The 26,173-nt window shown below is 67.0% G+C and carries 19 protein-coding genes and 1 pseudogene; 10 read left to right on the top strand and 10 right to left on the bottom strand.

Annotation, left to right across the window (positions count from 1 at the left end):
* Positions 1 to 106: 106 nt before the first annotated feature.
* A pseudogene (locus ABZ738_RS18950) lies at positions 107 to 281 on the top strand (histone-like nucleoid-structuring protein Lsr2); the annotation flags it as partial.
* A gap of 280 nt (positions 282 to 561) precedes the next feature.
* On the opposite strand, the gene ABZ738_RS18945 reads toward ABZ738_RS18950, so the two are convergent.
* Positions 562 to 849, bottom strand: coding sequence for a hypothetical protein (locus ABZ738_RS18945; RefSeq protein ID WP_357214737.1), 288 nt, complete (start codon positions 847 to 849; stop codon positions 562 to 564).
* A gap of 406 nt (positions 850 to 1,255) precedes the next feature.
* Positions 1,256 to 1,882: a DUF3618 domain-containing protein gene (locus ABZ738_RS18940; RefSeq protein ID WP_357214734.1), complete on the bottom strand. Its 627-nt coding sequence runs from the start codon at positions 1,880 to 1,882 to the stop codon at positions 1,256 to 1,258.
* 265 nt (positions 1,883 to 2,147) lie between these two features.
* Between ABZ738_RS18940 and ABZ738_RS18935 the strand changes: the two genes are divergently transcribed.
* Genes ABZ738_RS18935 through ABZ738_RS18920 form a run of 4 tightly spaced genes read left to right on the top strand, consistent with a single transcriptional unit; the run spans position 2,148 to position 5,662 of the window.
* Positions 2,148 to 3,053 (top strand): ABC transporter ATP-binding protein, encoded by a 906-nt coding sequence (locus tag ABZ738_RS18935; RefSeq protein WP_357214774.1) that lies wholly within the window; start codon positions 2,148 to 2,150, stop codon positions 3,051 to 3,053.
* Positions 3,053 to 3,808, top strand: a complete 756-nt coding sequence (locus tag ABZ738_RS18930) for an ABC transporter permease (RefSeq protein ID WP_357214731.1) — start codon at positions 3,053 to 3,055, stop codon at positions 3,806 to 3,808. The genes ABZ738_RS18935 and ABZ738_RS18930 overlap by 1 nt, the downstream gene beginning before the upstream one ends.
* A 19-nt stretch (positions 3,809 to 3,827) precedes the next feature.
* Positions 3,828 to 5,045 carry a sensor histidine kinase gene (locus ABZ738_RS18925; RefSeq protein WP_357214728.1) on the top strand — a complete coding sequence of 406 codons (1,218 nt, stop codon included), beginning with the start codon at positions 3,828 to 3,830 and terminating at the stop codon, positions 5,043 to 5,045.
* Positions 5,042 to 5,662 carry a response regulator transcription factor gene (locus ABZ738_RS18920; protein ID WP_357214725.1) on the top strand — a complete coding sequence of 207 codons (621 nt, stop codon included), beginning with the start codon at positions 5,042 to 5,044 and terminating at the stop codon, positions 5,660 to 5,662. The genes ABZ738_RS18925 and ABZ738_RS18920 overlap by 4 nt, the downstream gene beginning before the upstream one ends.
* A gap of 271 nt (positions 5,663 to 5,933) precedes the next feature.
* Here ABZ738_RS18920 and ABZ738_RS18915 read toward each other — a convergent pair whose 3' ends face one another.
* Genes ABZ738_RS18915 through ABZ738_RS18905 form a run of 3 tightly spaced genes read right to left on the bottom strand, consistent with a single transcriptional unit; the run spans position 5,934 to position 8,104 of the window.
* A complete protein-coding gene (locus ABZ738_RS18915; protein ID WP_357214722.1) occupies positions 5,934 to 6,074 on the bottom strand; it encodes a hypothetical protein in 141 nt (46 codons plus the stop codon).
* Between the two features lie 15 nt (positions 6,075 to 6,089).
* Positions 6,090 to 7,469: an aldehyde dehydrogenase (NADP(+)) gene (locus ABZ738_RS18910; protein ID WP_357214719.1), complete on the bottom strand. Its 1,380-nt coding sequence runs from the start codon at positions 7,467 to 7,469 to the stop codon at positions 6,090 to 6,092.
* Positions 7,466 to 8,104: a DAK2 domain-containing protein gene (locus tag ABZ738_RS18905; RefSeq protein WP_357214716.1), complete on the bottom strand. Its 639-nt coding sequence runs from the start codon at positions 8,102 to 8,104 to the stop codon at positions 7,466 to 7,468. The genes ABZ738_RS18910 and ABZ738_RS18905 overlap by 4 nt, the downstream gene beginning before the upstream one ends.
* Before the next feature lie 161 nt (positions 8,105 to 8,265).
* On the opposite strand from ABZ738_RS18905, the gene ABZ738_RS18900 reads away from it, so the two are divergent.
* Positions 8,266 to 8,727, top strand: a complete 462-nt coding sequence (locus ABZ738_RS18900; protein WP_357214713.1) for an SRPBCC family protein — start codon at positions 8,266 to 8,268, stop codon at positions 8,725 to 8,727.
* Between the two features lie 85 nt (positions 8,728 to 8,812).
* Entirely contained in the window at positions 8,813 to 9,289 is a 477-nt protein-coding gene (locus tag ABZ738_RS18895; RefSeq protein ID WP_357214710.1) for a hypothetical protein, read from the top strand.
* A gap of 216 nt (positions 9,290 to 9,505) precedes the next feature.
* Here ABZ738_RS18895 and ABZ738_RS18890 read toward each other — a convergent pair whose 3' ends face one another.
* The gene (locus ABZ738_RS18890) at positions 9,506 to 11,473 is read right to left on the bottom strand and encodes a SpoIIE family protein phosphatase (protein WP_357214707.1); all 1,968 of its coding nucleotides are present in this window, start codon (positions 11,471 to 11,473) and stop codon (positions 9,506 to 9,508) included.
* A 354-nt stretch (positions 11,474 to 11,827) separates the two neighbouring features.
* Positions 11,828 to 12,550, bottom strand: a complete 723-nt coding sequence (locus ABZ738_RS18885) for a SigB/SigF/SigG family RNA polymerase sigma factor (protein WP_357214771.1) — start codon at positions 12,548 to 12,550, stop codon at positions 11,828 to 11,830.
* Positions 12,551 to 13,095: 545 nt separating this feature from the next.
* On the opposite strand from ABZ738_RS18885, the gene ABZ738_RS18880 reads away from it, so the two are divergent.
* A complete protein-coding gene (locus ABZ738_RS18880; protein WP_357214704.1) occupies positions 13,096 to 14,376 on the top strand; it encodes a SpoIIE family protein phosphatase in 1,281 nt (426 codons plus the stop codon).
* A 250-nt stretch (positions 14,377 to 14,626) separates the two neighbouring features.
* On the opposite strand, the gene ABZ738_RS18875 is transcribed toward ABZ738_RS18880, so the two are convergent.
* The 3 genes from ABZ738_RS18875 to ABZ738_RS18865 all read right to left on the bottom strand — a co-directional run bounded on the left by ABZ738_RS18875 (position 14,627) and on the right by ABZ738_RS18865 (position 24,450).
* Entirely contained in the window at positions 14,627 to 19,573 is a 4,947-nt protein-coding gene (locus ABZ738_RS18875) for a RelA/SpoT family protein (protein WP_357214701.1), read from the bottom strand.
* Positions 19,574 to 19,620: 47 nt separating this feature from the next.
* On the bottom strand, positions 19,621 to 19,962 hold the full coding sequence (locus ABZ738_RS18870; protein ID WP_357214698.1) for a CU044_2847 family protein: 342 nt from the start codon (positions 19,960 to 19,962) through the stop codon (positions 19,621 to 19,623).
* Positions 19,963 to 20,697: 735 nt separating this feature from the next.
* Positions 20,698 to 24,450 (bottom strand): hypothetical protein, encoded by a 3,753-nt coding sequence (locus ABZ738_RS18865; protein WP_357214695.1) that lies wholly within the window; start codon positions 24,448 to 24,450, stop codon positions 20,698 to 20,700.
* Between the two features lie 1,083 nt (positions 24,451 to 25,533).
* Between ABZ738_RS18865 and ABZ738_RS18860 the strand changes: the two genes are divergently transcribed.
* Both ABZ738_RS18860 and ABZ738_RS18855 read left to right on the top strand, forming a co-directional pair.
* Entirely contained in the window at positions 25,534 to 25,818 is a 285-nt protein-coding gene (locus ABZ738_RS18860) for a type II toxin-antitoxin system Phd/YefM family antitoxin (RefSeq protein ID WP_131051885.1), read from the top strand.
* The gene (locus ABZ738_RS18855) at positions 25,818 to 26,126 is read left to right on the top strand and encodes a type II toxin-antitoxin system RelE/ParE family toxin (protein ID WP_131051886.1); all 309 of its coding nucleotides are present in this window, start codon (positions 25,818 to 25,820) and stop codon (positions 26,124 to 26,126) included. Before ABZ738_RS18860 ends, ABZ738_RS18855 begins: the two co-directional genes overlap by 1 nt.
* Positions 26,127 to 26,173 lie beyond the last annotated feature (47 nt).

Genomic DNA, 26,173 nt, shown 5'->3' with positions numbered 1-26,173 from the left:
GCTCATCGGGGTACTTCTTCGGTGCTGCCACGGATGACTCCCTTCAGCTCCATCAGAGCATGATCGAAAGCCTCCGAGCTACCGGGGGAACCTCACTCACAGCACGAAGGTAGGTCGGGGTGGCGCGGTCGTGGGCGGCCGGGCCGCTCGCGGGCACGGCAGTGCCAGCACCGACCGGGAACAGAACAGGGCGATCCGCGAATGGGCGAAGAAGGCCGGTAAGGACATATCCGGCCGGCGGCCGGATACCGCAGGAGACCGTGGACGAATACCAGTCAAAAGTTGGCCCGCTAACCCGCCTGAAGTGCCTGACCGTCGCGCGTCCCCGCCGGGACCTCATAGCGCGGGTACAGGCGAAGGCCGCGCCCCGGGTCGAACTCTTATGCTTCGGGTCTAGTCCCCGGCACACACGAAGCAGCCGATGCGGTCCGTCACCGAACTCCCGATCGGTGCCGGGCCGCATCGGGGCGAGTAGCGAAACCTGTTCGCACGTAGCAGGCGTCGTCCGGAGCTGCGATAAGTGCCTTGCCTCCACACTGAATCAGGAGACTGCCTCGCGATTTAGCGGGGTAGTTTCTCGCGTAGGTCCTCGACCTGACGTTCGAGTCGGTTCACCGCGTTCTCGTTGTTGAGGAAGGTGGTGAGGCCGGCGGCGAAGGCGATCGCGATCAGGACGGCGACAATGTTGAGGACGAGTGCGCCGACGGCGAGACCCCAGCCGGTCACGTTCGGTCGGCGGGCCATCCGTAGGCCGATGATGCCGAGAATGATCCCGATGATGCCCAGCACCAGCCCAACTGAAGCCAGGATCGCGGTCAGTACGCTGATCAGGGCAGCGACCCCGAACACCAGGGCGAATGTGGCGGCGGCGCTGGTCTTTGCGGTAGTGTCACGTCTGCCCGACCGGGAACCCACCTGCGAACTAGACTCAGTCATCTCTTTCCTTCCGCCCACTGGCCATCAGGTACTTTCGGCGACGCGTTTCCCCTTCTCCCTGCGCTTACACGCGCTCGTCACGCCGACAGGCCTGATCGCATGGGTAACCGCCGAGTGAGGTGGGCTGCAGGCCAGCGATTTGCCGGTCGGTGCCCCAGCGTCGTTCGCCGGTGCCGCTGAATTTGCCGGAGCTGGCTGCGACCGTGCACGGGAGCTTTGCCGGCCTAGGACCGGCGGCTGTGGGATCAGGCTGCCGAGCGGCGCCACCCGGTACCGGGTGGCGCCGTACACGCGTGTCTGTTTTCCGAGTTTCCCGCCGCTACTGGCGGCGGATGTTCTCCTTGGCTTCTTCGGCTTGCCCACGTAGTTCCCCGGCGGCGGACTGTCCCTGCTCGCGCACCGTCGAGGCGCCCTTAGCCGCCCGGTCTTTCACCGCACCGGCTGCTTCCTGCGCGGGCTGACGCAGGCTGTCCTGCATCTGGTGGGCAGTGGTGTTCACTTGCTGCTTGATGTCCCCGGCGTGCTCGGCGACCTTGCCTTTCGCCTGACCCGCCACCCGTCGTTCCGCCTCTGACGAGGGCAACAGGGACGAGATGAGAGCACCCAGCCCGAATGCGATGAGTCCGGCAGCCAGCGGATTGCCCTGAGTGGCTTCGCGTTGCTTTTGCGGGAGTGTCTGCACCGTCTCTTTGGCCTGGGAGCCGGCAGCGGCCACTTGATGGGCGGCCGATGAGGTCTTCGCCCGGCCGGTTTCTCCCGCGTGGGACGCGCTGCCCATGATCCGGTCCTTGATCGCGGATAGCCGGCCCCGCGTCTCGTGCATCTTCCGGTCAGCGACCCGACGTGGATCGACCTTGTCGGTCAACACGTCGACGTCGCTGCTGAGGCGGGTGCGGGTGATCTCGATGTCGGCGCGAATGTCATCTGGATCGACTGTCACCGTCATTCCTCCCTGCGTTTCGATGGTGGGTGAAAGCGCTCGGTGCCTGGCGGACCGTTTCGGTGGTACGGGGCAGACCGGCCTTGACCCGACGAACTCGGCCACGCGCCACGCTGAACAGGACGGCACCGACGACTGCCCACACCGCGGCGGCTGCCGTCGGAACCACAAGCGCCCGCCCTGGGTCAACCGATTGGTTGATGCGAGGGTCGACCGACCTCGGCACCGGCTGGGTGATCCGGCATCCAGCGGCGGCGGCGAGGCTGCCGCTATGGGGATCATCGAGGTGACGAACCTCCACAAGCGGTACGGGAACACGGTCGCTGTCGACGATGTGTCGTTCGTGGTCGAGGCGGGCGAGATCTTCGGGATTCTCGGTCCGAACGGCGCCGGCAAGACGACCACGGTCGAGTGTGTGAGCGGCCTGCGTACTCCCGATCGTGGCGGGATCTCGGTGCTCGGCCTCGATCCGCGGCGGGATCGGGCGGAGGTGCGGGAACGGGTCGGGGTCCAGCTTCAGGGGCACCAACTGCCGGACAAGCAGACGGTGGCCGAGGCGATGAATCTCTACCGATCGTTCTACCGCGTACCGGCGGATGGGAAGCGGCTGCTGGAGATGCTGGGACTCGCCGAGAAACGCCACACCCCGTACCGGAAGCTCTCCGGTGGGCAACAGCAGCGGCTGTCGGTCGCGCTGGCCCTGGTGGGTAGTCCCACCGTCGCGGTGCTGGACGAACTCACCACCGGGCTCGATCCACAAGCCCGGCGCGACACCTGGGATCTGGTCGAAGAGGTACGCGACTCCGGCGTGACGATCGTTCTCGTCACGCATTTCATGGATGAGGCGGAGCGGCTCTGTGACCGTCTCGCGCTGATCGACTCCGGGCGCGTGGTCGCCCTCGACACGCCTGCCGGCCTGGTCGCGCGCGCTGCCGCCGAGCAGCGGGTGCGGTTCCGGCCGTCGACACCGCTGGTGGAGCGGCTGCTGACCGACCTGCCGGAGGTGACCGGCGTGCAGCGCCACGGGCAGCAGGTGGTGGTGACCGGCACCGGGAACCTGCTACAGGCTGTCACCTCGGTCCTGATCCAGCAGCACATCATCGCCCAGGAACTCCGGGTCGAGCAGGCCAGCCTGGACGACGCCTTCGTCACCCTCACTCGAAAGAAGCTTTCATAGTGTCCGCCCTGTACAGACTCACTGTTGCCGAGGCGAAGCTGTTCCTGCGGGAGCCGATGGCGGTCGTCTTCGGGGTGCTGTTCCCGACCGCGATCCTGCTCGGGCTCGGCCTCGTCCCCGCACTGCGCGCGCCGTCGGAGGAGTTCGGCGGGGTACGGTTCGTAGAACTCTGGGCACCGAGCGCACTCGTGCTCGGGCTCGGCATCGTCGGGCTGCAACACATCCCGTCGGCGGTGGCCACCTATCGCGAGCGGGGCATCCTACGGCGGATGTCCACCACGCCGGTCCACCCCGGCACGGTGCTGGCGGCGCAGCTCATCGTCGCCCTGGCCGCTGCGGTCACGGCGGCGACACTGCTGATCGTCTCGGCCCGGCTGGTGCTCGACGTGCCTCTGCCTCGGCACCCGTTCATGTTCGCGGTCGCGTTCCTGCTCGGTTTCGGCGCGGTACTGGCGATCGGCATGCTGATCGCTGCGGTCGCGCCCACCTCTCGGGCCGCCACCGGACTGGCGACCGTCGTCTACATGGTGACCATGTTCGCCGGAGGGGTCTTCCTTCCGCGCTTCCTGCTGCCGGACTTCCTGATGCGGCTGGGCGACTACACCCCACCCGGCGCGCAGGCGCTCCTGCTCGGCTGGTCGGGTGATGCGGTGGCCGGCACGGCGGCTTCGCCGCAGCTCCTGCAACTCGGGATAATGGCGCTGGTCGCGGTCGTGGCCGGTGCTGCGGCAGCGAAGCTGTTCCGCTGGGAATGAGCCGAAGGTGCGAGCGTCGATGAGTGGTGACGCCGGTCCCGACTGGGACCGCTGGTACGAGAAGCTGCTCGTCCTGGTGCCCTGGCTGCTACTCCCCTGCTCGACAGCGATCGCCATGGCCCAGCCCAGCCAGACCTGGCACGACCGGGCGATCACCCTAGGACTGGTGGGGGCGGCGGCCGGGTGGGTGTATCTGGGACACACCCGAGTGCCGCGCGACCACCGCAAGCAGACCCTGCCGATGCTGGTCTACTTCGCCGGACTGCTCGCACTCTGCATCGCACTGATGGCTCGCGACGCGGTCTTCCTGCTCTTCGCCATCACCGGGTTCCTGCACGCGTACCAGCTACGACCGTGGCCGTTGGGGGTGGCCGGTGTGTTCGGCACCTCGGTCGCCATCAACACCATGGCGTCCGACGCACCGGCCGCGACGGTGCAGTCCCTCGGCACCTATCTGGGAGTGATCGTGGTGCAGACTGCGGCGATCAGCGCCGGCATCGTGCTGGCCGAGAAGAGCGCCGAGCAGCACGAACGACGCCAGCAGATGGTCGCCCGGCTGGAGGCGGCGCTGGAGGAGAACGCCGGGCTGCACGCCCAGTTGCTGGCCCAGGCCCGCGAAGCCGGTGTGCTGGACGAGCGGCATCGGATGGCCGGCGAGATCCACGACTCGCTGGCGCAGGGCCTGACCGGCATCATCACCCAGATGCAGGCAGCCCAGCGTGTCTGGCACTCGCCGCCACAGGCGCGTGAGCACGTCGACCGGGCGTTGGCCCTGGCCCGGGACGGCCTGGACGAGGCCCGCCGGTCGGTTCAGGCGTTACGGCCGCGCCAACTGGAGGCGGCCCACCTGCCAGACGCCCTCGGTGACCTGGCCCGGCGATGGGAAGACGACACCGGCATCACGGTACGGTTCGAGATCACCGGCGAACAGGTCGCGCTGAGCCCGGCCATCGATGTCACCCTGTTCCGGGTCGCGCAGGAAGCGCTGCACAACGTGGTCCGACACGCCCGCGCATCCCGGGTGGGACTGACCCTCTCCTACCTGACCGACGTGGTCCTGCTCGACGTCCGTGACGACGGGCGGGGTATGAACGGTGGCTCGGCTCAGGGGTTCGGCCTCAGGAGCATGATGCAGCGGGTCCGGAGTGTGGGAGGTGTGGTGGAGATCGAGAGCGCCCCTGGCGAGGGCTCGGCGATCAGCGTACGGGTGCCGGCGATCCCGATGGCGGCACCATGATCCGCATCCTGATCGCCGACGACCATCCGATCGTTCGTAACGGGCTCCGGGGAGCCTTCGCGGACCTGCCCGACGTCGAGGTCGCCGGCGAGGCCGCCAACGGTCGGGAGGCGGTGACCGAGGCGGTGCGGCTGGACGTCGACGTGGTGCTGATGGATCTACGGATGCCCGAGATGAACGGCGTGCAGGCCATCGCCGCCCTCGCCCAGACCGCACCGTCCATACACGTGCTGGTACTCACCACCTTCGACAGCGAAACCGACGTACTGCCGGCGGTCGAGGCCGGCGCCACCGGATACCTGCTCAAGGACACACCACCCGAGGACCTGATCCGCGCCGTCCGCGCCGCCCATCGCGGCGAATCCGTCCTCGCACCCTCGGCCGCAAGTCAACTCATCGGCCGGGTCCGCAAACCAACCGGATTGGCGCTGAGCAACCGAGAACTGGAGGTACTCCAACTGGTCGCCGACGGCGCCTCCAACCGGGAGGCAGCCAGACTCCTGTTCGTCAGCGAAGCAAGCATCAAAACCCACCTCCAGCACGTCTACGACAAACTCGGCGTCCGAGACCGAGCCGCCGCCGTCGGCGAGGGCTACCGACGCGGCCTACTGCGATAGCGCACCTCCCAGCGAAGAGGTCCCGTCACCGCCAGCCGGAGACCAGGGCGCAGAGAACTTGATGATCTTATAAGCCGGTCAGGCGCGTCTTGCTGCCACCACCCACGGCGCTACCACTCCAGTCCGTTGTATCCGAGATGACCCGCCGGGAGCACGCTTCTGGGGTCTCGGTCGTCTGAGCCGGCACCGGGACGGGGCGACAGGTGCCGTGTCGCCCCGTCCACGGCGGCGGTGGCGGTCGGTGCGGCATCAACGGCACCGACCGCTGTCATCAGGTCGGCAACAGGTTCTCGGGGAGGTCCTGGTAGGCGACCGGGCGGAGGAAGCGGTTGATCGCCATGGTGCCGACGGAGGTGGAGCGCGCGTCCGAGGTGGCGGGGTACGGGCCGCCGTGCACCGTCGCCGGTCCCACCTCGACGCCGGTCGGCTAGGCGTTGTAGACGATGCGGCCGGCACGGCGTTCGAGTACCGGCAGCAGGGTCGCGGCCAGCGCGTGGTCGTCGGGGTCGGCATGCAGGGTGGCGGTGAGCTGCCCGGCAAGGCGCCAGGCCGCCTGGATCAGATCGTCGGGGTTGGCGCAGCTCACGAGGACGGACGTGGCGCCGAAGACCTCTTCCTGCAGACGCGGCTCGGTGAGCAGCGTCTTGGCGTCGGTGTGATAGATGGCGGGTACGCCGGCGGCGGGGGTGGGGTTCGCGGTTCCCTGGGCGAGCAGACTGACCTGGGGGATTCCGGCCAGTTCCGTCTGTCCGGCCCGGTACGCCTCGGCGATGGCGCTGGTCAGCATGGTCTGTGCGGGCTGCTCGCGCAGCATTTCGATCAACGTCTCGCGGAAGGTGTCGAGTTCGGGTCCTTCCACGGCGAGCACCAGGCCGGGGTTGGTGCAGAACTGGCCGGCGCTGGCGGTGAGCGAGGCGACGTATCCGGCGGCGATGTTGCCGGTGCTGGCGGCGAGGCGGTGCGGCAGGAGGAAGACCGGGTTGATGGCGGACATCTCGGCGTAGACCGGGATCGGGATGGGGCGGCGTTGGGCCAGGCTGGTCAGGGCGGTGCCACCGGCACGGGATCCGGTGAACCCGACAGCGGCGATCCGTGGGTCGCTGACCAACTGCGCGCCGGTTGCGTTGCCGTCACCGAACACCAGAGAGAACACGCCGTCGGGCAGGTCGGCCTGCCGCGCGGCGTCGGCGACGCAGGCGCCGACCAGCTCACTGGTGCGGAGGTGGGCGAGGTGTCCCTTGACCACCACAGGGCAGCCGGCAGCCAACGCCGATGCGGTGTCACCGCCCGCGACGGAGAACGCCAGCGGGAAGTTGGAGGCGCCGAAGACCGCGACCGGGCCGAGTGGTATGAGCCGCGACCGCAGCTCCGGTCGGGGCAGCGGGGTCCGGTCTGGCTGGGCCGGAACGTGTCGGGGATCGCGCCATTCGGGCGTGTTGAGCAGGCTGGCGAACATGCGTAGCTGGCCGGCGGTGCGGGCCAGTTCGGTGCGGGCACGTGCCTCGGCGAGGCCGGTCTCCAGGACGACGGCGCTGACGATCTGTTCGCTGTGCTCCTCCAGGTTGGTGGCGATGCCGGTGAGGAAGTCGGCCCGGTGCCGGTCAGGCGTGGCGCGGTAGGCGTCGAAGGCCGCCTCCGCCCGCCGGCATGCCTCCGTCACGGCGGTGCCGTCGTCCATGCCGTACGGCGGATCGAGTTCCTCGCCGCTGTGCGGGTTCCGCGAGCGGCGGGGCGGTGCCTGGCCCCGGGCGCGGTCGGCACCGATGAACATCTCGCCGGTCAGCTGAATCTTCTTGGGCGCGGTCACGGCTGCTCCTTGCCCTCGGCGAGGCGGGCCGGGTCGGGCAGCAGCTCGCGCTCTCCGGTGTCGCGGTGCACGGCGAGCGCCCAGAACAGGAGGGCGATGCCGACGGCTCCGGCGTCCGGGGTGCCGACGGCGCGGTCACCGACGTAGCTGGCGCGTCCCATCCGGGGCCGCAGTCCGGCGGTGGCGTGGGCGTGCCGCGCCGCCGACCTGGCGACGGCGGGCCAGTCCAGCGGTGCGGGCATGTCGCGGATCTCGGCGAGGGTCGGCGCGAGGCAGTCGACCATGGTGCGGTCGCCGACCTTGGCCTCACCGACACGCTCGATGGCGGCGAGCCCGTCGGCCAGGCCGTCGCGGAGCGCGGTGTCGGTGTCGCCGTGTTCGGCGAGGTGGGGGGCGGTCGCCTGTAGCAGCAGCCCGATGAGTGGGCCGCTGGTGCCGCCCACGTGGTCGAGGAACCAGGTGGCGGCGATGCTGACCTCGGTGGCGAGGTCCGCGTCGTCGGGTATCCGGGCGACGGCGCCGCGCAGGCCGTCGCGGAGGTTGTCGCCGAAGTCGCCGTCGCCGGCGACCTGGTCGATTCGGGTCAGCTCGGCGTGTGCGGCCTCGGCCGCGTCGAGGTAGGTCCGCATCAGCATCGTCGGTCTCATTTCCGAAGGGCGGCGGTCCACGCTGGGGCGTTCCAGAGTTCGGCCCAGTCGTGGTCCAGCAGCGTGACGGTGATGGAGAAGCCGCGCATGTTTGCCTCCGACCCGGCCGGGAATGCGCCAAGCCGGAGGTTGGAAGGCGAGGAGAGGTGATGATCGAGGTACACCGCACCATCCGCACCCCTCCCGAACGCATCTTCGCGGTGCTCGCGGATGGTTGGAGCTACGCCAGCTGGGTCGTCGGCGCCGCCCACATACGGGCCGTCGACGCCGGCTGGCCCGCAGTGGGCACCCGCGTTCACCACCGGTTGGGCCCGTGGCCGCTGCAGATCAACGACCGGACCGTGGTAGGCGAGATGGAACCGAACCGGCTACTCGAACTCGAGGCGCACGCCGGGCCACTCGGCATCGCCCGTGTCCGCCTGACCCTGGAAAACATCTCCGACACCACCACCCGCATACGGATGGGCTGGATGGCGGTCTCCGGAGCCGCCCGCTACATCCCGGAAGCCGTACTGTCACTGATGCTGCGCCCCCGCAACTCGGAAACCCTGCACCGCGTGGACGACCTCGCCGTACACCGCGAACTCAACCCACCCCACGTCCGGCACTGACTGCCCCTTCGGTTACAGCCACTCCCCGCCGGGCTTCGTTCCATGAGCGGGCACCAGCCGGTGGGCTGGCCGTAGGCTCTTTGGTGTGAACCGGGTCGTGGGGCTCCTACTAGGTGGACTGCTGACCGGCTTCCTCGGTGCCGCCGTGCTCGCCTCCACCACTGGAGGGTACGGCGTCGGCGCGTTCGGTTTACGCTCCGAGACGTTCAGCCGGATCGAGTGCAAGGAGCATCGCGTCGAGAAGGGCGGCCGGGTCTGGCACTGCTTCGGTCAAAGCCCGGCCCAAGCGGCGGCGAACGACGAGGCGAAGCGGCGCGCGACAGTGGCCTGGGTCGCCGCCCACCCGGAGGAGCGCGGCCAGCCACCTCGGCCGCAGCAGCGAACCCGCATCAGCTTCGCCGCGCACGACGGCCAGAACGCCCCCGACCGGATCACCGCGACGCACGTAGCCGCTTTCGGCGATCGATGGATCGCACACTCCGCCGGTATCCGTGCCGCCGCTGTGGTACTCCTCCTCACCGGCGCTGCTCTGACGGCGTGCGCCTTCCGGAGAACGACATAGGTCACCTCGCGGAGGGCGTGCATGTTCATCCGAACCTTGAACCGCAGCAACTCGGTCCACTCGGCGACCGCGCGCCCGTGCGTGCTCGCCGCGAGCAGGAAACGACTGAGGTTGAGGGTGGGTGTGTGGCCAGAGTCCCGACGTTGCCGATGGTGGCGGTCATGACCATGTGCGCCAACACGCCCCCAAAAAATCGGCATGCTCCCGGGTGAGAGCTCAGTCGTGTGCGTTCGCCTCGAGGATCAGGTCTTGTAGGCCGGTGAGGATCAGGACTGCTTCGGCGGGAGCGCCGGGCGACACGGTGACGCGCAGGGTGTCCATGTCGTCGGTGAGGCGGTGTAGGAGCCGCACGCCGGCGCTGCTGAGGTGGCTGACGGCGGTGAGGTCGATGGTGAGCGGTAGGCCGCCGCCTCGGCTGAGTTGCAGGATCTCGGCGTGTAGTCGTTCGGTGGTGGCCATGTCCATCGGGCCGTGTACCTCGAGGGTTCTGCTGTGTGAGGTGTCGATAAGTCGCGTCGACATTTTCTCGGCCGTCGACGGGTGTTCTCCGGTGACGGTGGGACGTGTCGTGGCGTCGGCCACGACGGTCGGTCTTGCGAGGCGGCGGCGCATGCGCAGGTCGGTGCCGGTGTCGGTGCGGATGACGTCGAGGTGGTCGACGAGGCCACGGATCATCGCCAGGCCCCGTCCTCGCGTTCCGGCGTCGGGTGCCGGAGGTCGCCATCGTCCCCGGTCGGCGCAGCAGAGGTGCACGATTCCCTGCTCGTCGAGAGTGCCGTCCACGGTGAAGGTCGCTGGCGTGTGCGGGGAGTAGGCGTGTTCGATGGAGTTGCCGGCGGCTTCTCCGAGAGCGTGGATGAGGTCGCTGACGTCGGCGGCGCTGGCCCCGATCGTGGTCAGCCAGTCGGTTGCCTGCCGACGCAGGGTGCGTAGGGCGCTCGGGTCGGCGGGCAGCGTGAGGTGCAGGGATGGCACGGGTTGGGGCCGCCGGTGCGCGGCCAGGAGGGTGATGTCGTCGCGGTAGCCGCCGTCGGCGAGGGTGAGGCGTTCGGTGACCAGGGTGCAGATCCGGTCGGGTAGCCGGTCCGGCACGGTGGTGTTCTCGTGCAGGGTGTCACGTCGGGCCGCTGCCGCTGCGGCTGCCAGGGCGCGGGCGCCGTCGTCGAGGCTGCGGTGCGGCCGCTCGATCAGCCCGTCGGTGTAGAGGAGCACCACGTCATCGGCGTTGAGTGCCGTGGTGTGCACGACGGCCGGCTCGGAGCGGATCCCCAGCGGACCTGCCGGGGTCACCGGTATGTAGGTGGCGGCGCCATCAGCGTCGATCAGGAGCGGTGGGGGGTGAGCGTGGCTCGCGACCTCCAGCGTCCCGACGGCCGGGTCGAGCACGGCGATGCAGGTGGTGGCGGCCCGGGTGGCGATGCTGTGGCCGGCGAAGTCGTCGAGGGCGGTCAGGGTGTCGGGCAGGCTGCCGCCCGAACGCAGCGTCTGTAGTGTGACCGTGCGCAGTTGCCCCATGGCGGCGGCAGCGGCGGCGCCGTGCCCGACGACGTCACCGACGGCCAGGGCGACACGGCCGCTGGGCAGGGTGACGACATCGAACCAGTCGCCTCCAGCGACGAGGTCACTGTCGGTGACGAGATAATGAGCGGCGACCTGGACCTGGGGCAGGACGGGCAGCGTATCGGGCAGCAGGCTGCGTTGCAGTTCGAGGATGAGACCGGCGGCGTGACGGTGACGCCGCGCGGAGGTGGTGGCGGCGGACTCGGCGGCACGCCGAGCGACGACCACGTCGGTGGAGTCGACCGCCTGCACGACGACTCCTCGGACCGTGGTGTCCGCGTTGCGCCACGGCGCGATGTCGAAGGTGTAGAAGGTCTCTTCCAGCCGTCCGTCACCATGCCGGTCGGTCAGGATCCGCTGCTCGTAGCCGCGGGTGCGGATGCCACGCAGAGCCTGGTCGAGAAGCTCGAAGATGTGCTGACCGGCGAGTTCCGGCACCGCCTGCTTGAACGGCGCGCCGATCAGATCGCGGCGGTTACCGACTGCGGCGCGTACCTCGAAGTTCGCCGCCACCACCCGCAGTTCAGGACCCTCGAACACCCACACGAACCCCGGGAGCTGCTCGAACGCGTCGAGTACCCTGCCGAGGTCGCCGGAGGACCATGGCGACTTCGTGTCTGTCACGGAATCCGCGCCTCCTCACCCGGACAGAACCCTCCCCACGGTTCTTCCCTACCCAGGTGCGGTGGCTGACCCACCCATACACCCTGTCCGAGAGGCGTCACCGTCCGGCCTCCGCAGCAGCCTCGACCCCCGGTCCGCGACGACGTGACGGCCCGGCTGTCCGGAGCGCTGACCACGCGAGACCGGTGAGCCGGTCGACGCCGAACGCGTCCCCCGGCCGTACCAGGACATCGGTGATGTCGTCGGAGTACAACAGGACCGGTCACCAGCCTCCACAGCCTCCTCCACCAAGGTCGGTGGATCACCGCCATGGTGACGGGCAGATCAAGCTACGGTCAACCCAGCCCAGGAACGTCAGCAGGCGGCGTCAACGAGACGCATGCGCAGCTTGGTCAGGGCGCGACTGAGAAGCCGCGACACGTGCATCTGCGACACGCCGATCTGTTCGGCGATTTCGCTCTGCGTCAGGTTGCCATAGAAGCGCAGGGTCAGGATCGTGCGTTCGCGTCGGTCGAGGGTCGCCAGCGCGGGGCCGAGGGCGACGCGCAGTTCAGCGAGGGCGAGTTCGTTGTCCTCGCCGCCGAGGGTGTCGCCCAACTCCACGCCGCTGGTCCCGTCGCCGATGGGGGTCGACAGTGACACCGCGTTGTAGGCGCGGGCACCCTCCAGCCCTTCCAGGACCTCTTCCTCGGTGACCTGGAGATACGCGGCAATGTCCGCCACCGTGGGCGAGCGGCCAAGAGACTGTAGGAGAGCCTCGTTGGCCTGCGAGATCCCCATCCGCAGCTCCTGCAGGCGGCGGGGCACCCGAATGTCCCAGGTGCGATCCCGGAAGTGCCGCTTGAGCTCCCCCACAATGGTCGGGATGGCATAGCCGGCGAAGTCGACGCCGCGACTGGGATCGAACTTGTCCAACGCCTTGATCAGACCCATCGCGGCGGTCTGCATCAAGTCATCGCTAGGCGTCCCCCGACCGCTGTAGCGGCGGGCGAGATGATGCGCCAGCGGCAGCCAGGCCTCAATGGCCCGGTCCCGTGCCCTCGGACGCGACGGGTGACCCGCAGGCAGCACCGCCATAGCCGCCAACAACTCACTCGCACGCGATTCAGCCGAGGTGACATGCTCCGCGCGGTGCCTGGCCGGGGTGAGCTGATCCGTGGCAATGGTGATCATGCAGTGTCCTCCGGAGCATCATGGCCGCCTCGTGCTGGGAGCACCGACCGCATCAACCAATCGTAAGCCAAAAGTCCACGCCAGTCCAACCGAACGGCTGATGCCTAAACCTGTTGCACGCGCCTAAGGGCGCTCGAGGTTCGCCGGAGCGCCAGATTGCAGGGCCTGCCGTCCGGGCCTGTGTCAACTCCTGCAACTGCCTGGCACGTAGGTGGCGTCGTCGTAGTGGCGACGGCGACGCGCAGCCCACACATGCGCGTAACGTCCGCAGCAGCAGATCGAGGCGCTCGGCGGAGTCCGTGCCGAGCGGCCGCCCACGCCCTCGGCCGGTCCCGTGGCGGGCAGACCGCCAGGCTGCATCTGGCCTGCGAGCAGGGCGGCCTGTCGGCGCACGTCGCTGCCGCCGGCTGGTAGGCCATAATGGGTCGGAGTAACGAAACGAACGGATCGTGCATCACGCTGAAACGGCCTCTCTATCATGGCGGCGGCCGGAGGAGGAGGCGGCGGCGATGAGCGGTGACGGCGAACCACGGACGGCGTTGTCGTCCATGGCGCCGCCAACACTGCCGAAGCCTGCGTCGGCCTCGATGCGCGCGGATGTGTCGGTGTTGCTCATCGAGGACGATCCCGGTGATGTGCTTCTGACCCGGGAGTTTCTGGACGACAGCGGCATCAGCAGCCGTTTCGCGCAGGCCGGCAGCCTGGAAGAGGCGTCGGCTTTGCCGACGGTGCCGGATTGCGTCCTGCTCGACCTGCATCTTCCCGACGAGAGTGGTCTGCCGGCGCTGCGCCGGGTGCTGCACCGGTGGCCGGAGTCGGCGGTGGTGGTGCTCACAGGTCTGGACGACGCCGCTGTCGGGGCGGCAGCGGTCGCCGCAGGCGCCCAGGATTACCTGGTCAAGGGCCGGATCGACGGCGCCCTACTCGGCCGGACGGTGCAGTACGCGATCCGGCGTCACCATGCCGTGATCACCGAGCGGCAGCTGCGGGAAAGCCGCATGCAGGCGCGCGAGAACGTCCGCCTGCAGCGAGGGCTGCTGCCCACCCCGCTGGTCACCGACCCCGCGCTGAGAGTGGCCAGCAGATATGTGCCGGGACGAGGGCGCTCGCTGCTCGGTGGCGACTTCTTCGACGTCGTGCAGGACGAAGACGGCACCGTGCACGCCGTGATCGGCGATGTCTGCGGCAACGGTCCGGACGAGGCCGCGATCGGCGTCGGTCTACGCGTCGGATGGCGGACCCTGACACTGGCCGGGATCGACAAGACATCCCGGATGCGACTACTCGAACAGGTACTCGTCGCTGAACGGCCCCGTGAGGCCACGTTCGCCACCGCCTGCACGGTCCGCATCGACCCGGACCGCTCCAGGGCGGTGATCGTCAGCGCCGGCCACCCACCGCCACTGGTCATCACCGCCGGAACAGTTCAGGCCGCACCAGTTCGCCATGACCTGGGTCTGGGAATGTTCCCCGGCCGAGGCCGCTGGCAGGAAACGGTCGTCACGCTGCCGCCGGGCGCGGGCCTGCTGCTGTACACCGACGGCGTCTACGAAGGATTCACTGAGGACGGCACCCGACTCGGTGAGGAACGCTTCATCGAACGCGCTACCACCCTGAGCACCATCACCGACCCAGCCGACTATCTCACCGCTCTACTGGGCGACATCCAACGCAGCGACGACGGCCGCCACAGCGACGACACCGCACTGCTCTACCTAGCCTGGCCGTGACCCCGCCACCATCAACTGTGACAACCGACAGCCGGCGGGCGTCGTCCTCTTCCGGTATCTACCCGTGCCGAGGTAGACCCCTCGCATCTCCGGGTGTGTCTTTCCCCCTTGCAAGGATGATTGACGCTGGCGTCACGATCGTTCGGGAGCTGAATCTAATTGGCTCGGACGTCCGGCCTGCTGTTCAGAGCGGGTTGACCTCAACGACTTTCCGATTAGGAACTTGTACTCGAAGTGGGTCAGGTGTGAATCAGGCTCCCGATGTGACCCGGTAGGCGTCGAAGACCCCGTCGACCTTACGGACGGCGGCCAGCAGATGCCCCAGGTGCTTCGGGTCGGCCATCTCGAAGCTGAACCGGCTCACCGCCACCAAGTCCCGGGTGGTGGTGACGGTGGCGGAGAGGATGTTGACTTGGACGTCGGAGATCGCTCGGGCAATGTCAACGAGTAGCCGTCGACGGTCCAGCGCCTCCACCTGGATGGCGACCAGGAACGTCGAGGAAGAGGTCAGCTTCCAACTCACCTCGACCACCCGCTCGCCCTGGGCGCGCAGATCCTCGGAGTTGGCGCAGTCGTCACGGTGCACGCTCACCCCACCGGAACTCGTGACGAAGCCGAACACTGAATCCGGCGGGATCGGGGTGCAGCAGCGGGCCAGCTTGATCCAGACGTCGCTGACACCGCGTACGACCACACCCGGGTCGTGGCTGGAGGCCCGGCTGCGCGGCGGCCGGGTGGCCACCGCGGTCTCCGCGATGTCCTCGGCCGCACCCTCCTCGCCGCCGTAGGTGGCCATCAGCTTCTGCACCACCGACTGCGCGGAGACCTGACTGTCCCCCACCGCCGCGTACAACGACGCCACATCGGCCAGGTGCAGGTCCCGGGCGATCGCCATCAGGTTGTCGGAGGTGAGCATCCGCTGCAAAGGCATGCCCTGCTTGCGCATGGCCTTGACGATCGCGTCCTTGCCCTCCTCGATCGCCTCCTCGCGCCGCTCCTTGTTGAAGTACTGCCGGATCTTCGTCCGCGCCCGAGGGCTCTTGACGAAACCCAACCAGTCCTGCGTCGGCCCGGCCGTCTCCGACTTCGAGGTGAAGATCTCGATCACGTCGCCGTTGGACAGCGTCGACTCCAACGGCACCAACTTGCCGTTGACCCGCGCCCCGATGCACTTGTGCCCCACCTCGGTGTGCACCGCGTACGCGAAGTCCACCGGCGTCGACCCCGTCGGCAACGGGATCACGTCACCCTTCGGGGTGAAGACGTACACCTCCTGGCTGGACAGGTCGAACCGCAACGCGTCCAGGAACTCGCTCGGGTCCGCCGCCTCCCGCTGCCAGTCCAACAACTGCCGCAGCCACGTCATCTCGTCGATGTGCGCCGGCGGCCCGACGATCTGGGTGCCCTTCTCCTTGTACTTCCAGTGCGCCGCGATACCGAACTCCGCCGTACGGTGCATCGCGTACGTCCGGATCTGCATCTCCACCGGCTTGCCGGTCGGCCCGATCACCGTCGTGTGCAACGACTGGTACATGTTGAACTTGGGCATCGCGATGTAGTCCTTGAACCGCCCCGGCACCGGCTGCCAGTTCGCGTGGATCACACCCAACGCCGCGTAGCAGTCCCGCACCGTGTCGACCAGGATCCGCACACCCACCAGGTCGTAGATGTCGTTGAACTCGCGGCCCCGCACGATCATCTTCTGGTAGATCGAGTACAGGTGCTTCGGCCGCCCGGTGACCTCCGCCTTGATGTTTGCCGCCCTCAACTCAGGGTGCACCTTCTGCGTCACCTGCCGCAGCAACGCCTCCCGCTGCGGCTGGTGCTCCCCGATCAGCCGGTTGATCTCCTCGAACCGCTTCGGGAACAACGTCAAGAACGCCAGATCCTCCAGCTCCCACTTCAGGACGTTGAGACCGACACGGTGTGCCAGTGGCGTCCACAGGTTCAGGGTTTCCCGGGCGAGGCGCTCCTGCTCACCGCGAGCGACATAGGCGAGGGTTCGCATGTTGTGTAGACGCTGCGCGAGCTTGATCACCAGAACACGTGGATCCTTCGCCGCGACGGCGACCACGTTGCGGATCGCTTTCGTCTCGGCGACGTTGTCCAGCTCAACTTTGTCGATCTTTCCCACGCCGTCGACCAACAGCGTCACCTCGCTACCGAAGTCGGCGTACATCTGCTCGACGCTGTAGGCCGCGTCGTGCACCGTTCCAGACAGCAGCGCGGCCATGACCGTCTCTGATTCCATGCCTAGATAAGCCAGGATGGTCGCCACCGCGAGCGGATGGGTGATGTACGGGTCGCCTGACTTGCGGAATTGACCGGAGTGCCAGCGGGCCGCCGCGTCGAACGCCTGCTGGATGCCCCTCACGTCCGCCCGAGGGTGGTTCTCACGTAGTGAGGTCACCAAGGGCTCGAGTACCTCACTCACCGCTGGCGAGGTGTCGATGATCTTCGGCAGCCTGAGACGGTGGGCTATCCGCCGTAGTGGAGACCGGGTTTGCGGGTTCTGCGTGAGCGTCCGCGCCGCGAGTTGGCGCTCGGCAGCCAGTGCGGACTCATCGCGTGCCAGTTTGTGTAGCAGGGACGCGCCTCGCGGGTCTTTGGCGGCGTGCAGTGCCGTGGCTGCGGCGCGGCGCTGCGCCGAGTTGATTTTCTCGTCTCTGGCGAGATCGACGAGGTGGCGCCGGCCCAGGCTCTGGTTGATCTGTGTGAGAGCTTCTGCGGCCCAGATTCGTTGCGTCGCCTCGAATCCCTGGTCTTTGGCCACGGAGGTCAGGATCAGTGTGGCGTCGATGCCGTCGAGGCACGCCAACTGATTCATGATCCACTGGTCGCCTGCGGTTGAGCTGACATCGGCGGAGGTGGTGGTCAAGGCGGCCATGGCCCGCAGTGTGGTGGCCCTAAAGGCGCTGCTCTGTCGACGATCTGTGGCGATGACCGTCGCCAAGTGCAGCCCCTTCGCACGGTCCAGCCGCAGACACGTGGTCAGGGCGAGATAGCGGTCGTCATCGGGAGCACGCGAGTCACGGGCGAACGCGGACAACGTCCTGACCGCGTTTTCGGCTGTCGTGTCATCCGGCTCGGCGCCGTCCTCGATGACGGCCGTGACGAAGAGGGCCCCCGGTAGTCCGCCGGTGGCAGCCATCGATCGAAGGGCAGATGCCATCTGGTCGGGCTGAGTCCAGGCAGCCACGAGGAACCGGGCGTAGGACTGCCGCCATGCCGGTGGCGCGACCGCTCTACCGCTGGCCGTTCTCCCGAATAGGTCCCAGAAGGCAGCGTCGGCGCGGTCCGGGTCGCTGGGAACATACTGCGCGGCCAGGTACTCCTGGATCGTTTGGTGCAAGAACACGTAATCGTCTGCGCGGGCCACCACCACGCCGCTTCCGCGCAGGTAGTCCGCGAGTAGCTCACGCCACACGGCCTCCGGCACCGAGCTGCCTCGTAGCGTTGCTGTCCAGTGCTCGAGCTTGTCGACCGCTGAAGTGGCATCACCGTCGAGGCGATCGGCGGCCAGCCGCCCGATCAGAGTGTCACCGATGGCGATCAGGCGTTCTCCGGCCTGTTCGGCATCCGCGCCGTATCGCTGAAGCGCGCGACGCAACTGGTAACGCACGCCGCCGTCAGCGTCACTGTAGTGCCGGTCGCGCAGGAGGTGAACGAAGTCGCGGAAGATTCGGGAGCGGCGAGGCGGCAGCCGGCGTTCGGGATTCGCGACGAACAGCTGGCACAGCATGGTGGCCATCAGCGGGTTACGCGCCAACTCCTCAAGGCTCAGCCGACGAAGTTCCTTGAGGAACCTAGCGGCCGCCTCGGCGGGGTGAGTGATCTCCGCCCGGATGAACCAGGTCTGCGCGAACTGACGCCGCTGCTCCTCATCAAAGGGCAGCAGCTCGTACTGCAGGAGCACCCATGAACCCTCGAACCCGTCGTTGAACGTGGTTCCGGGACGAGTCGCGATGATGAAGCGGTGTGGGCAATCGGGGTCGCCGTGACGCGCGCGTAGAGCGGCGAGAACCTGTTGTCGCTTGCGGGGATCCATGATCTCGTCGAGGCCGTCGACCAGCACAAGCCATCTGCCGTTAAGGATGGGCCGCTCGGCGAAGAAGTCTGGCGGCCATGCCCCCTTGCCGTGGAGCGGGCTGTAGTCGCTGCGGACGCTTCGGGCGATGGCCTCACCGAGGCTGGCAGTAGAGAGCACGTCATTGGCCTGTACCCGGACAGGCACGTCCGTGATCTCGCCGTCTCGCTGGCGCCGGGCAATGTCACCGACGGTGTTCTGGAAGAGGCTGGACTTGCCTGCTCCCGCACCGGCTACCAGCACAGCATCGTGGTCACCGTCGAAGATGATCTCTGCAGAGTGAGGTGGCGCCGCAGCGGCGACAGCGTAGGAATCCGCCTCTCGCCGGGCAGCCTGCCGGACATAAACGGCGGACAGCGGTGGCATGGGTAACGTCGGTGACATCTGGTACGGATGAGTCGCGGCGGTACGCGCGGCGAGGGTCAGATAGGCACGCAGTTGAGGTCCGGGGAAGCGCCACTGCCCTGCGGTGACCTGCTCGTCATTGAGCACGCTAAGCCACTGGCGGTGTTCCACCTGCGCCGTCGCCAGCGCTAGCCTCGCGGGCTCGCAGCGGGTGATGATCTCGGCGATCGGAAGCATATGAGCACCACCGGTCGTGTTCGAGGTGCACACCATGCCGCACACAGCACCGGTGCGTCGATTCACCACCGGGCTTCCGCTGAAGCCCTTCGTCAGAGGGGTTCCCTGAGCTCGCAGCATCCGCAGCGCATCCATCTCGCCAAGACGGGACGCTCCCTCGTAAACGAGGCTTGCAGGTTGACCCGCGCGGAACATCCCATCTGGATGTCCATAAGTCCAAAGGGCATCGCCGACAGCCACGACCGGAGAGGGCAACACCGGCGAGATGTCTACGTCCACGGAACTGTGGCTGAGCTCCAACAGTGCCAGGTCCAGCCCCTCGGACGCACGGAAGCACCTCTGCGGGTCCGCCTTCAACATCAGTTGAGCGCCGACGGCCACAGCACGCCCTTTGACTACCTCCGGTAGGGCAGCCCCCTTCGCTGAGAGCACGTGCGCGCAGGTGGCGACGACACCCGGAGCGATCAGGAATCCAGTACCGCGGGCAGGCGGTGCGTTTCCGGACGGTGAGGGCACCTCGATGGCCACGGTGGCTGCTTGAAGAAGCTCCTCCCAGCCGGTGCTCGCTGATGTCACTAGAGCTGCGTGCGGTCCCACTCGAGGCTCACCTTGACACCCGCCGTGGACGACGCCTTACCTACGATGGCCACGAACGTCCCCGACTCCACTCCGAACTCGCAGGAGAACTCGACGGCCATGCGGTTGACCCCGGCCAACTTCAGGTGATCACCCACCTTGGTAGCGAAGGCCGCGAGCGCCGCAAGTGCCTCGTCGAGATCGGCAGGACGGGCAGCAACCTCAGTCTCATCACTGGTCATCCCCGGAGACATCTCGCTGCCAGCCAGGTAAAGGACGTGGCCATCTACGTTGAGAGGCACCATGACTCGTTGCTCGGCGGCAGCTACGGCCTCGTCCACAACACTCCCCTCACTCGCCAGTAACACTGCACATGCGAAGAGTAGCCACCCCAAGCAAGGGCTGCTGAGCCAGGCTGACCGCCATCACCTGAAGCGCCATAGGATCTTGGAGCCGGGCCTGGCGGCCGGCTCGCGCCCCGAGGTGATCCCGGCCGTCTGCCGGCGCCTCCCCTTTGATCAGTCGATCAGCCCATCTATAGCTGTACAGTCCCGGCGAGGGCGGCGTGCACGATTCGGGGCACCGACACAGCTATGAGCACCACCAGCGCAGCAGCGGCTGTGCCAGTCATCGGACTTAAGGACGCTGGCTCGAAGAGTTCACCAACGAGTTGCTGCGTCAGCAGTGCCGCTGGCAGCAAGGCCGGTTCACCGGGACCGACCGCAGTCCCCACAGCTACCTACTCACACCCGAGTAGGCGACCGGTGCGGCCGGATTGGCTCATCTGCTGCTTCCGTTCCCTGCTCCGCATGCTGGGGGTTCCGCCGGTCCGGCTCATTGCCTACGGCGCGCACTTGTCCCGGTTGGCACCGTTGAATTCGAGGACATCGTGCACACCGGCAGGTCAGGCCGCGTGAGTACACGTGTCACCTGTCGGTACAGCAGGCCCAACCTTGTTTGCAATCAGTTGGCAGGTCATCTCAGGCATTGGCCGGGCTAAGCTTGGCGACTCGCCTTGCTAGACCGTAGAGGAAGCCGGTACTGCTAATTCTGAGGCGAGGTCAACATCACGCTCGTCACGATGCGATGACGGTGGGGTGCGATGCGTCGATCGGATCCGTCCCTCGCGCCTCTTGAGTAGGCATGGAGCAATCAATTACGACGGCCCGGATGCCGCGTCCGGTCGACTCAGCCGCCGCCGTTGCGCGTTCCTGCAGGTTGGCGAGTAGGGCATCGCGCTTGCCGCGGGTTGGGTCGTTCTTCCAAGTTCCGGCGCGGAATCCATGGCCCGCGTCGAACCAGGCGACGAGAAAGAGCCCGGCTGCGTCGGCAGTCGGGATGAGGTAGCGCGCGACGAGTTGGGTCTCGAGAGCGTCCGAAACTTCGTCGTTCCAGCAGCCCTTCACCTCGATCACCACTTTGATGATGCGACTGGTGTCTCCGGTGGCCTGTGCCTGGACGAGGAGGTCACTGCGCTGGCCGATGCCGGTTGACTGGAGGCGTCGTGTCTGCACTTCGCGGTTGACGATCACTCCCGGAAGGTAGGCGCGGATCTGATGGTCAACGAGGTCGCTGAACTCGTCCTCTGACTTTGGTCGGCACATCGGCGGTGTCGCTCCGCACTTTTGGTGGTCCCACAGGAGGGTGGCCAGCGGCGTGACCCCTTGGAGGACGTCGTCCTGAAAGTGCTGAAGGGCCTCGATGACCATCGCAAGGAGGTGGACCTCGTTGCGCAGCACGCGGCGAGCGGGCAGAAGCGCGAGACGGACTTCATGAGGGCGCAGAGGATGCCAGTCTGCGCGGGCGAGTGCTGCTCGCGCCCGCGCAACAAGGCGCCGCAGGGACACATGGTCCGAGCGTCGGGCGGCAAGGTCGGCCAGCACAGCGACGGCTTCGGCGGTGCCCCGCTGAGCGAGTGCCGGCAGCATTCGATCCCGTGCATGGCCGATAATCTCTCGCGGAGCAACCCAGTGTGCGCCGGTTACCCTCGGATCCTCGTGCGGCGGGAAGAGTTCGCACGTGAGCTCCCACAGGGCCACGAGGTCGGCTGCGGCGAAGGCGTCGGCATCGAAGGCATGGCTTGCCGCCAAGTCTCCGAGGACTACGGTCGCGGTTTGTATATCCTGCTGAAGCCGGCCGTGCAACTCGTGCCACGCCTTGCTCCCCACGACTTGCAGCGCGGTGGTCGCGAAGCGCTGGAAGCGCGGCGTCGGCTCCATGCTCGCCGCGATCCTGTCTAGGGCGATGTCGGGGTCGAGGACGATGAGTCGGGCGAATGCGACCGATGCTGCCGCGTCGGTGAACGCGGGATCGTCGGCTAGAGCGGTCAGCCATTCGATCGCGTCTGATTCCAGGACTGGCGTCAAACGCTGTAACACGAACTGCGCAAAGTCAGGGGCGGCCTGCATCTCCTGCTCGACTGAGGCACGAAGTGTCTCGCCCGCTAGATTGAAGGCGCGGCGGAGAGAGCTCAGCAGAAGGCTGTCGTCGCCGTTCCTGGGCGTGTGGATCAGAGCGGGCGCCCAGAACGCCCACCGCGCTGCCGGGAGTTCGACGGTCCCGCGCTCAGCGGCAATAAGGGCGAATGCGCGGACACCGGCGAGTGCGGCGTCGCTGAACTGGTCCGTACCGACGAGCGACGCGCCGTTGTCGGTGCCTGCATGGAGATATCGTTCGGCAGCTTCGACTACCTGGCGGTGTTCGGCAGCGTTCAGGTATTTCCACCCGGGGAGTGCGCGTACATCGATCTCGAGCCCCTGCTGCGCGACCGGTCGGTCGGTTCCGTAGTGCGCCCAATAGCAGAAGTGAGTGAAGGAATCGGCCGGCTCTCCTGCAAGGGTCTCGATGAGACGATCGTGCAGCTGCGTCTCGCTGGGGGCAGGGCCTTCGGCGACCAACTCGGCTGTGGTCTGGAGTTCCTCGGGGTCCGGTATAGGGTTCAGCCACCGGTACGCAAGGGAGGATGCATCGATCGTATCGATCGCCTCCCGGTGGTCATCCCGACTCGGGTTGACACTGCCCAGCAGCCAAGCGCGCATGGTGTGTGGCTGCTGTTCGATCCGGGTGTCCAGTAGCTGCGTGACCCATTGCAGATCGTCCGGTTGCAGTAGGCTCGAGCGAACAAGCTCCCAAGCAAGAACGACGTCGTCCTCCGTCCCGATCACCTGAAGGACGAGTGATCGGCGAACCTCGTCAGGTAAGACAGGCAGGCTTCTTCCTCTGCCATGGATCAGTTTGCGGTCCTCAGTCAGGCAGAGCCGGATCAGACGCGCGACGTCGGCGCGAACGTTCGCATCATCACAATGAAGGAGCCCGATTTCAACAATGGCGTCCTGCAGAGCATCCGGGCAGACAGGACGTCCGCTGACCCGCGGCATTCCTGGCCGATCCCTACGATCGAGCCGCGCCAGCCACTGCACGGCTTCCCGCACCTCTTCGTTCGTTAGGGCGGATGCGGAAATCGCGTTAGGTAGCTCTATCGAAGCGAAGGCCCAGTAACTTCCGAACAAGTCGGGGTTAGCTGGCCTCCTGAGGTAGCGCAACAACTCCGATGGGGAGGTTCCGGACCTCAGGCGCGCGAAAAGTCCGACACCGAGAAGTTCACCCTCATCGTCTAACCGGTCATCCGCACGGTCGGCCAATGCTTGCAGTGGAGTATCGGCCCTTGGGGGAACGAGGTCGAGACTCATTCGACCTGCCGCATTTCGGAGCACGACCGGCTCGTCCTCGGACATAGCGAGGCTGACGAGCATATCGTTCAGACCGACGATTTGGTTGTCCGACACGATCCGCAGGGCCAGATACCTGGCGTCGAGGGTGCGGTCCCGATCGGTGAGGTAGGGGCCCACCAGTTCCTCGATACCCGGGTAGGCCAGCCCGGAAAGATCGAGAGGTACTGCCTCATGCAGCGAGTAGTCGTCCGCGAGCGCGAGAAGTCGACGCAGTAGCGACTGCCTATACTCGGGGTCGGTGAGTTCGACCTGACTGCCGATGAATGCCGCCGGGTCGTCGTCGAGCAGGTCCCCGAACCGACCGGGGTCGAGCGCGATGAGCCACGCCGCCACCGCCTGAACCTGAGGTGCGAGCAGCCCACCAGGCACCCGCAGCAGCGCGTCCAACTGTGCCTTCGTCAGCTTGAGATCCGACAGATGGCGGGCAGCCAGGTACTCGGCGACTGTCTGGTGAGTGAACTTCATGGTGCCGTCCGCCGCACCCTCGAACAAGGCGGTGCCTAGGACATCTGAGTACGGCGCCGGTACCGGTGTCTCAGGGAGAAGGCTGGCGTAGTCATCTTCCGACAGGGAGAACTCGTCATCCGGTTCGTGCAGTCTGAACACCTTGCGGGTGGTGAAGAGACTCAAGACTGCGAGACGCCCTGCACCGTCTCGGAGAGCCCGGTGCTCGCCAGTGTCTGCGGCCCCCTGCCGATGAGGGTTCTGCTCTTTGCACAAGCGGTCAATCGCGCGGTCGTAGAGATCACGCTGCCTGCTTGGTAGTGCGTCACCTGCGGCTTTGTATTCGTCGAGGAGGAACTCCAGCTCCTTCGGGTGCCGGGTGAGCGGTGTTGCCTTCGCGCTGGTGACGGCGTCGAGGAACGCCTGTCCGGACACGCCGAAGGCGTCGGCGAACGTCACCACGTCGCGGTCGGTCAGGGCGATCAGATCCAGCACGGTGAAGTCGTCGAGGGCTCGCTGGAGCACGTGGTTGACACCGGGAAGCCAGGCGCCCGTGCGACACGCAAGCACCAGCCTGACGCCTTCGGGAAGGTCGTTGACGACATCTTCGATCAGGTTCGCCAGTTGTGTCGTCGGCAACGTCGACTCATCCATGCTGTCCAACGCCAGCAGCCCATCCGCGCCATAGGGGCTGAGCTCGTCCAGCGCGCGCGTGATCTTCCCGTGAAGATCACCATAGGCGCCCAGGGTGATGACGCGCGCCCACTCGCCGAGTGAGTCGACGAGACGCCGGATTTCGACCGTCTTACCTGCTCCCGGCGGCGCGAGCAGGACCGTGCAACGGCCGGTGACACCGTCGGCAAGACTCAGTTGATTCGCGTCAGACCGACGGACCCCGCCCCGCTGCTGCTCCGGTTCATCCAGAACCGGGGGAGAGGTGTCGGGATCCGGGTCATGTCGATGATCTTAATACTCCGGCGTCATTTGCCAGGACTCACGAAGACCGTGCGATGGCTGCGGGCCCAGACGCCGGCCCGCCGCCTGGCTGTGCAACCGCACCGGCGGTATTAAGTCGGTACCTCCGTCACCGTTCATGATCGCCTTCTTGACTAGCTCGCCTGGTCAAAGTCCTACGATCGCGTGGCCCCCGCCCGGGGGAATTCGACTATTATGCCCGGCAATACCCAGAACGCACTAAACGTGCACAGGTGACACGTCGAGTCCGGACAGGTCGACGGTCACCGCGCGACTGCCTGAGCAATACGGGCCGACCTACGCGTGAACCGAAGCAGGCGGCGGTCGGAGCGGGTCGCGCACGCGGCGATCGCGAGCCTGATCTGGATTCGATGGGGCCGTCTCGGACTTTCGATCATGTGCTGAACAGGCATTATGTCGAACAGACGAGCACCCGGGGAGCACCTAGAGTCCACTGTGGCTGGTTCTCATCGCGCCCTCGGTTGCGTTTTCGCAGGTCAGTGCGGTGTTCGGTAAGAGCATGATTGGGAGTTTCCAGCCTTCCTGCGGTCTTTTAATCCATAGGTTCAGGGTTCGAGTCCCTGGCGGCCCACCTCAGACGGATACCGAACGGAGGGGCCAGTGCGGCGAAGCCGCAGGCCACGGCCGATATCTCGGGTGTTTGCATCGCGACTCGACGCCGCAACCCCGGACAGCTCGCTGCCTCCGGGGGCAGGGCGAAGCAAGTGGCCAGAATTCTGACCAGTCACTAGAATGGTCGCTATGGAGACCATTCCGATCACGGAAGCCAAGGCCCGGATCGCCGAGCTTGCCGACCGGGTCGCTCGGGAGCACGACCACTTCACGATCACCCGCAACGGACGTGCCGACGTGATGCTGATCTCGGTCGCCGAGTACGAGTCGATGCGGGAGACGCTCGACCTGCTCTCCGACGACGAGGCCCTCGCGGATCTGCGCCAGTCGCGGGAGGATTTCGTGGCCGGCGACACGTTCTCGATGGACGAGGTTCGCGCCGAGTTGGAACGGCGTCGCGGTAGGGCAGCCTGATGCCGTCGCAAGGCGAGCGGCGGGACGACACGGGCGAGGTCAGCCCGTACACGGTGATGTTCTCCCGGCAGGCCCGCCGGAACCTGCACGAGGATCTGCCGCTGGAGGTCGCGGTCGCGGCGACGGAGACCATCCAGCACGCGATAGCGGTCAACCCCTATCGGGCGGGCAAACCACTCGACGAGCCCTTCGACGGCTTTCACTCCGCCCGCCGCGGCACCTACCGGGTCATCTACCGGATCAACGAGGCCAAGCGTGTCGTGGAGATCCACTCGATCCGCCACCGACGCGATGCCTACCGCTTCTAGGCCACAGTTGGAATCGCGCTTCATTGGGCTGGCCTGTGCGAAACGCC

It is taken from the genome of Micromonospora sp. NPDC047793, from assembly GCF_040642635.1.
Taxonomy (GTDB): Bacteria; Actinomycetota; Actinomycetes; order Mycobacteriales; family Micromonosporaceae; genus Micromonospora.
The sequence above is the reverse complement of the archived record's forward strand: the minus strand, read 5'-3'. Positions and strand labels throughout refer to the sequence as shown.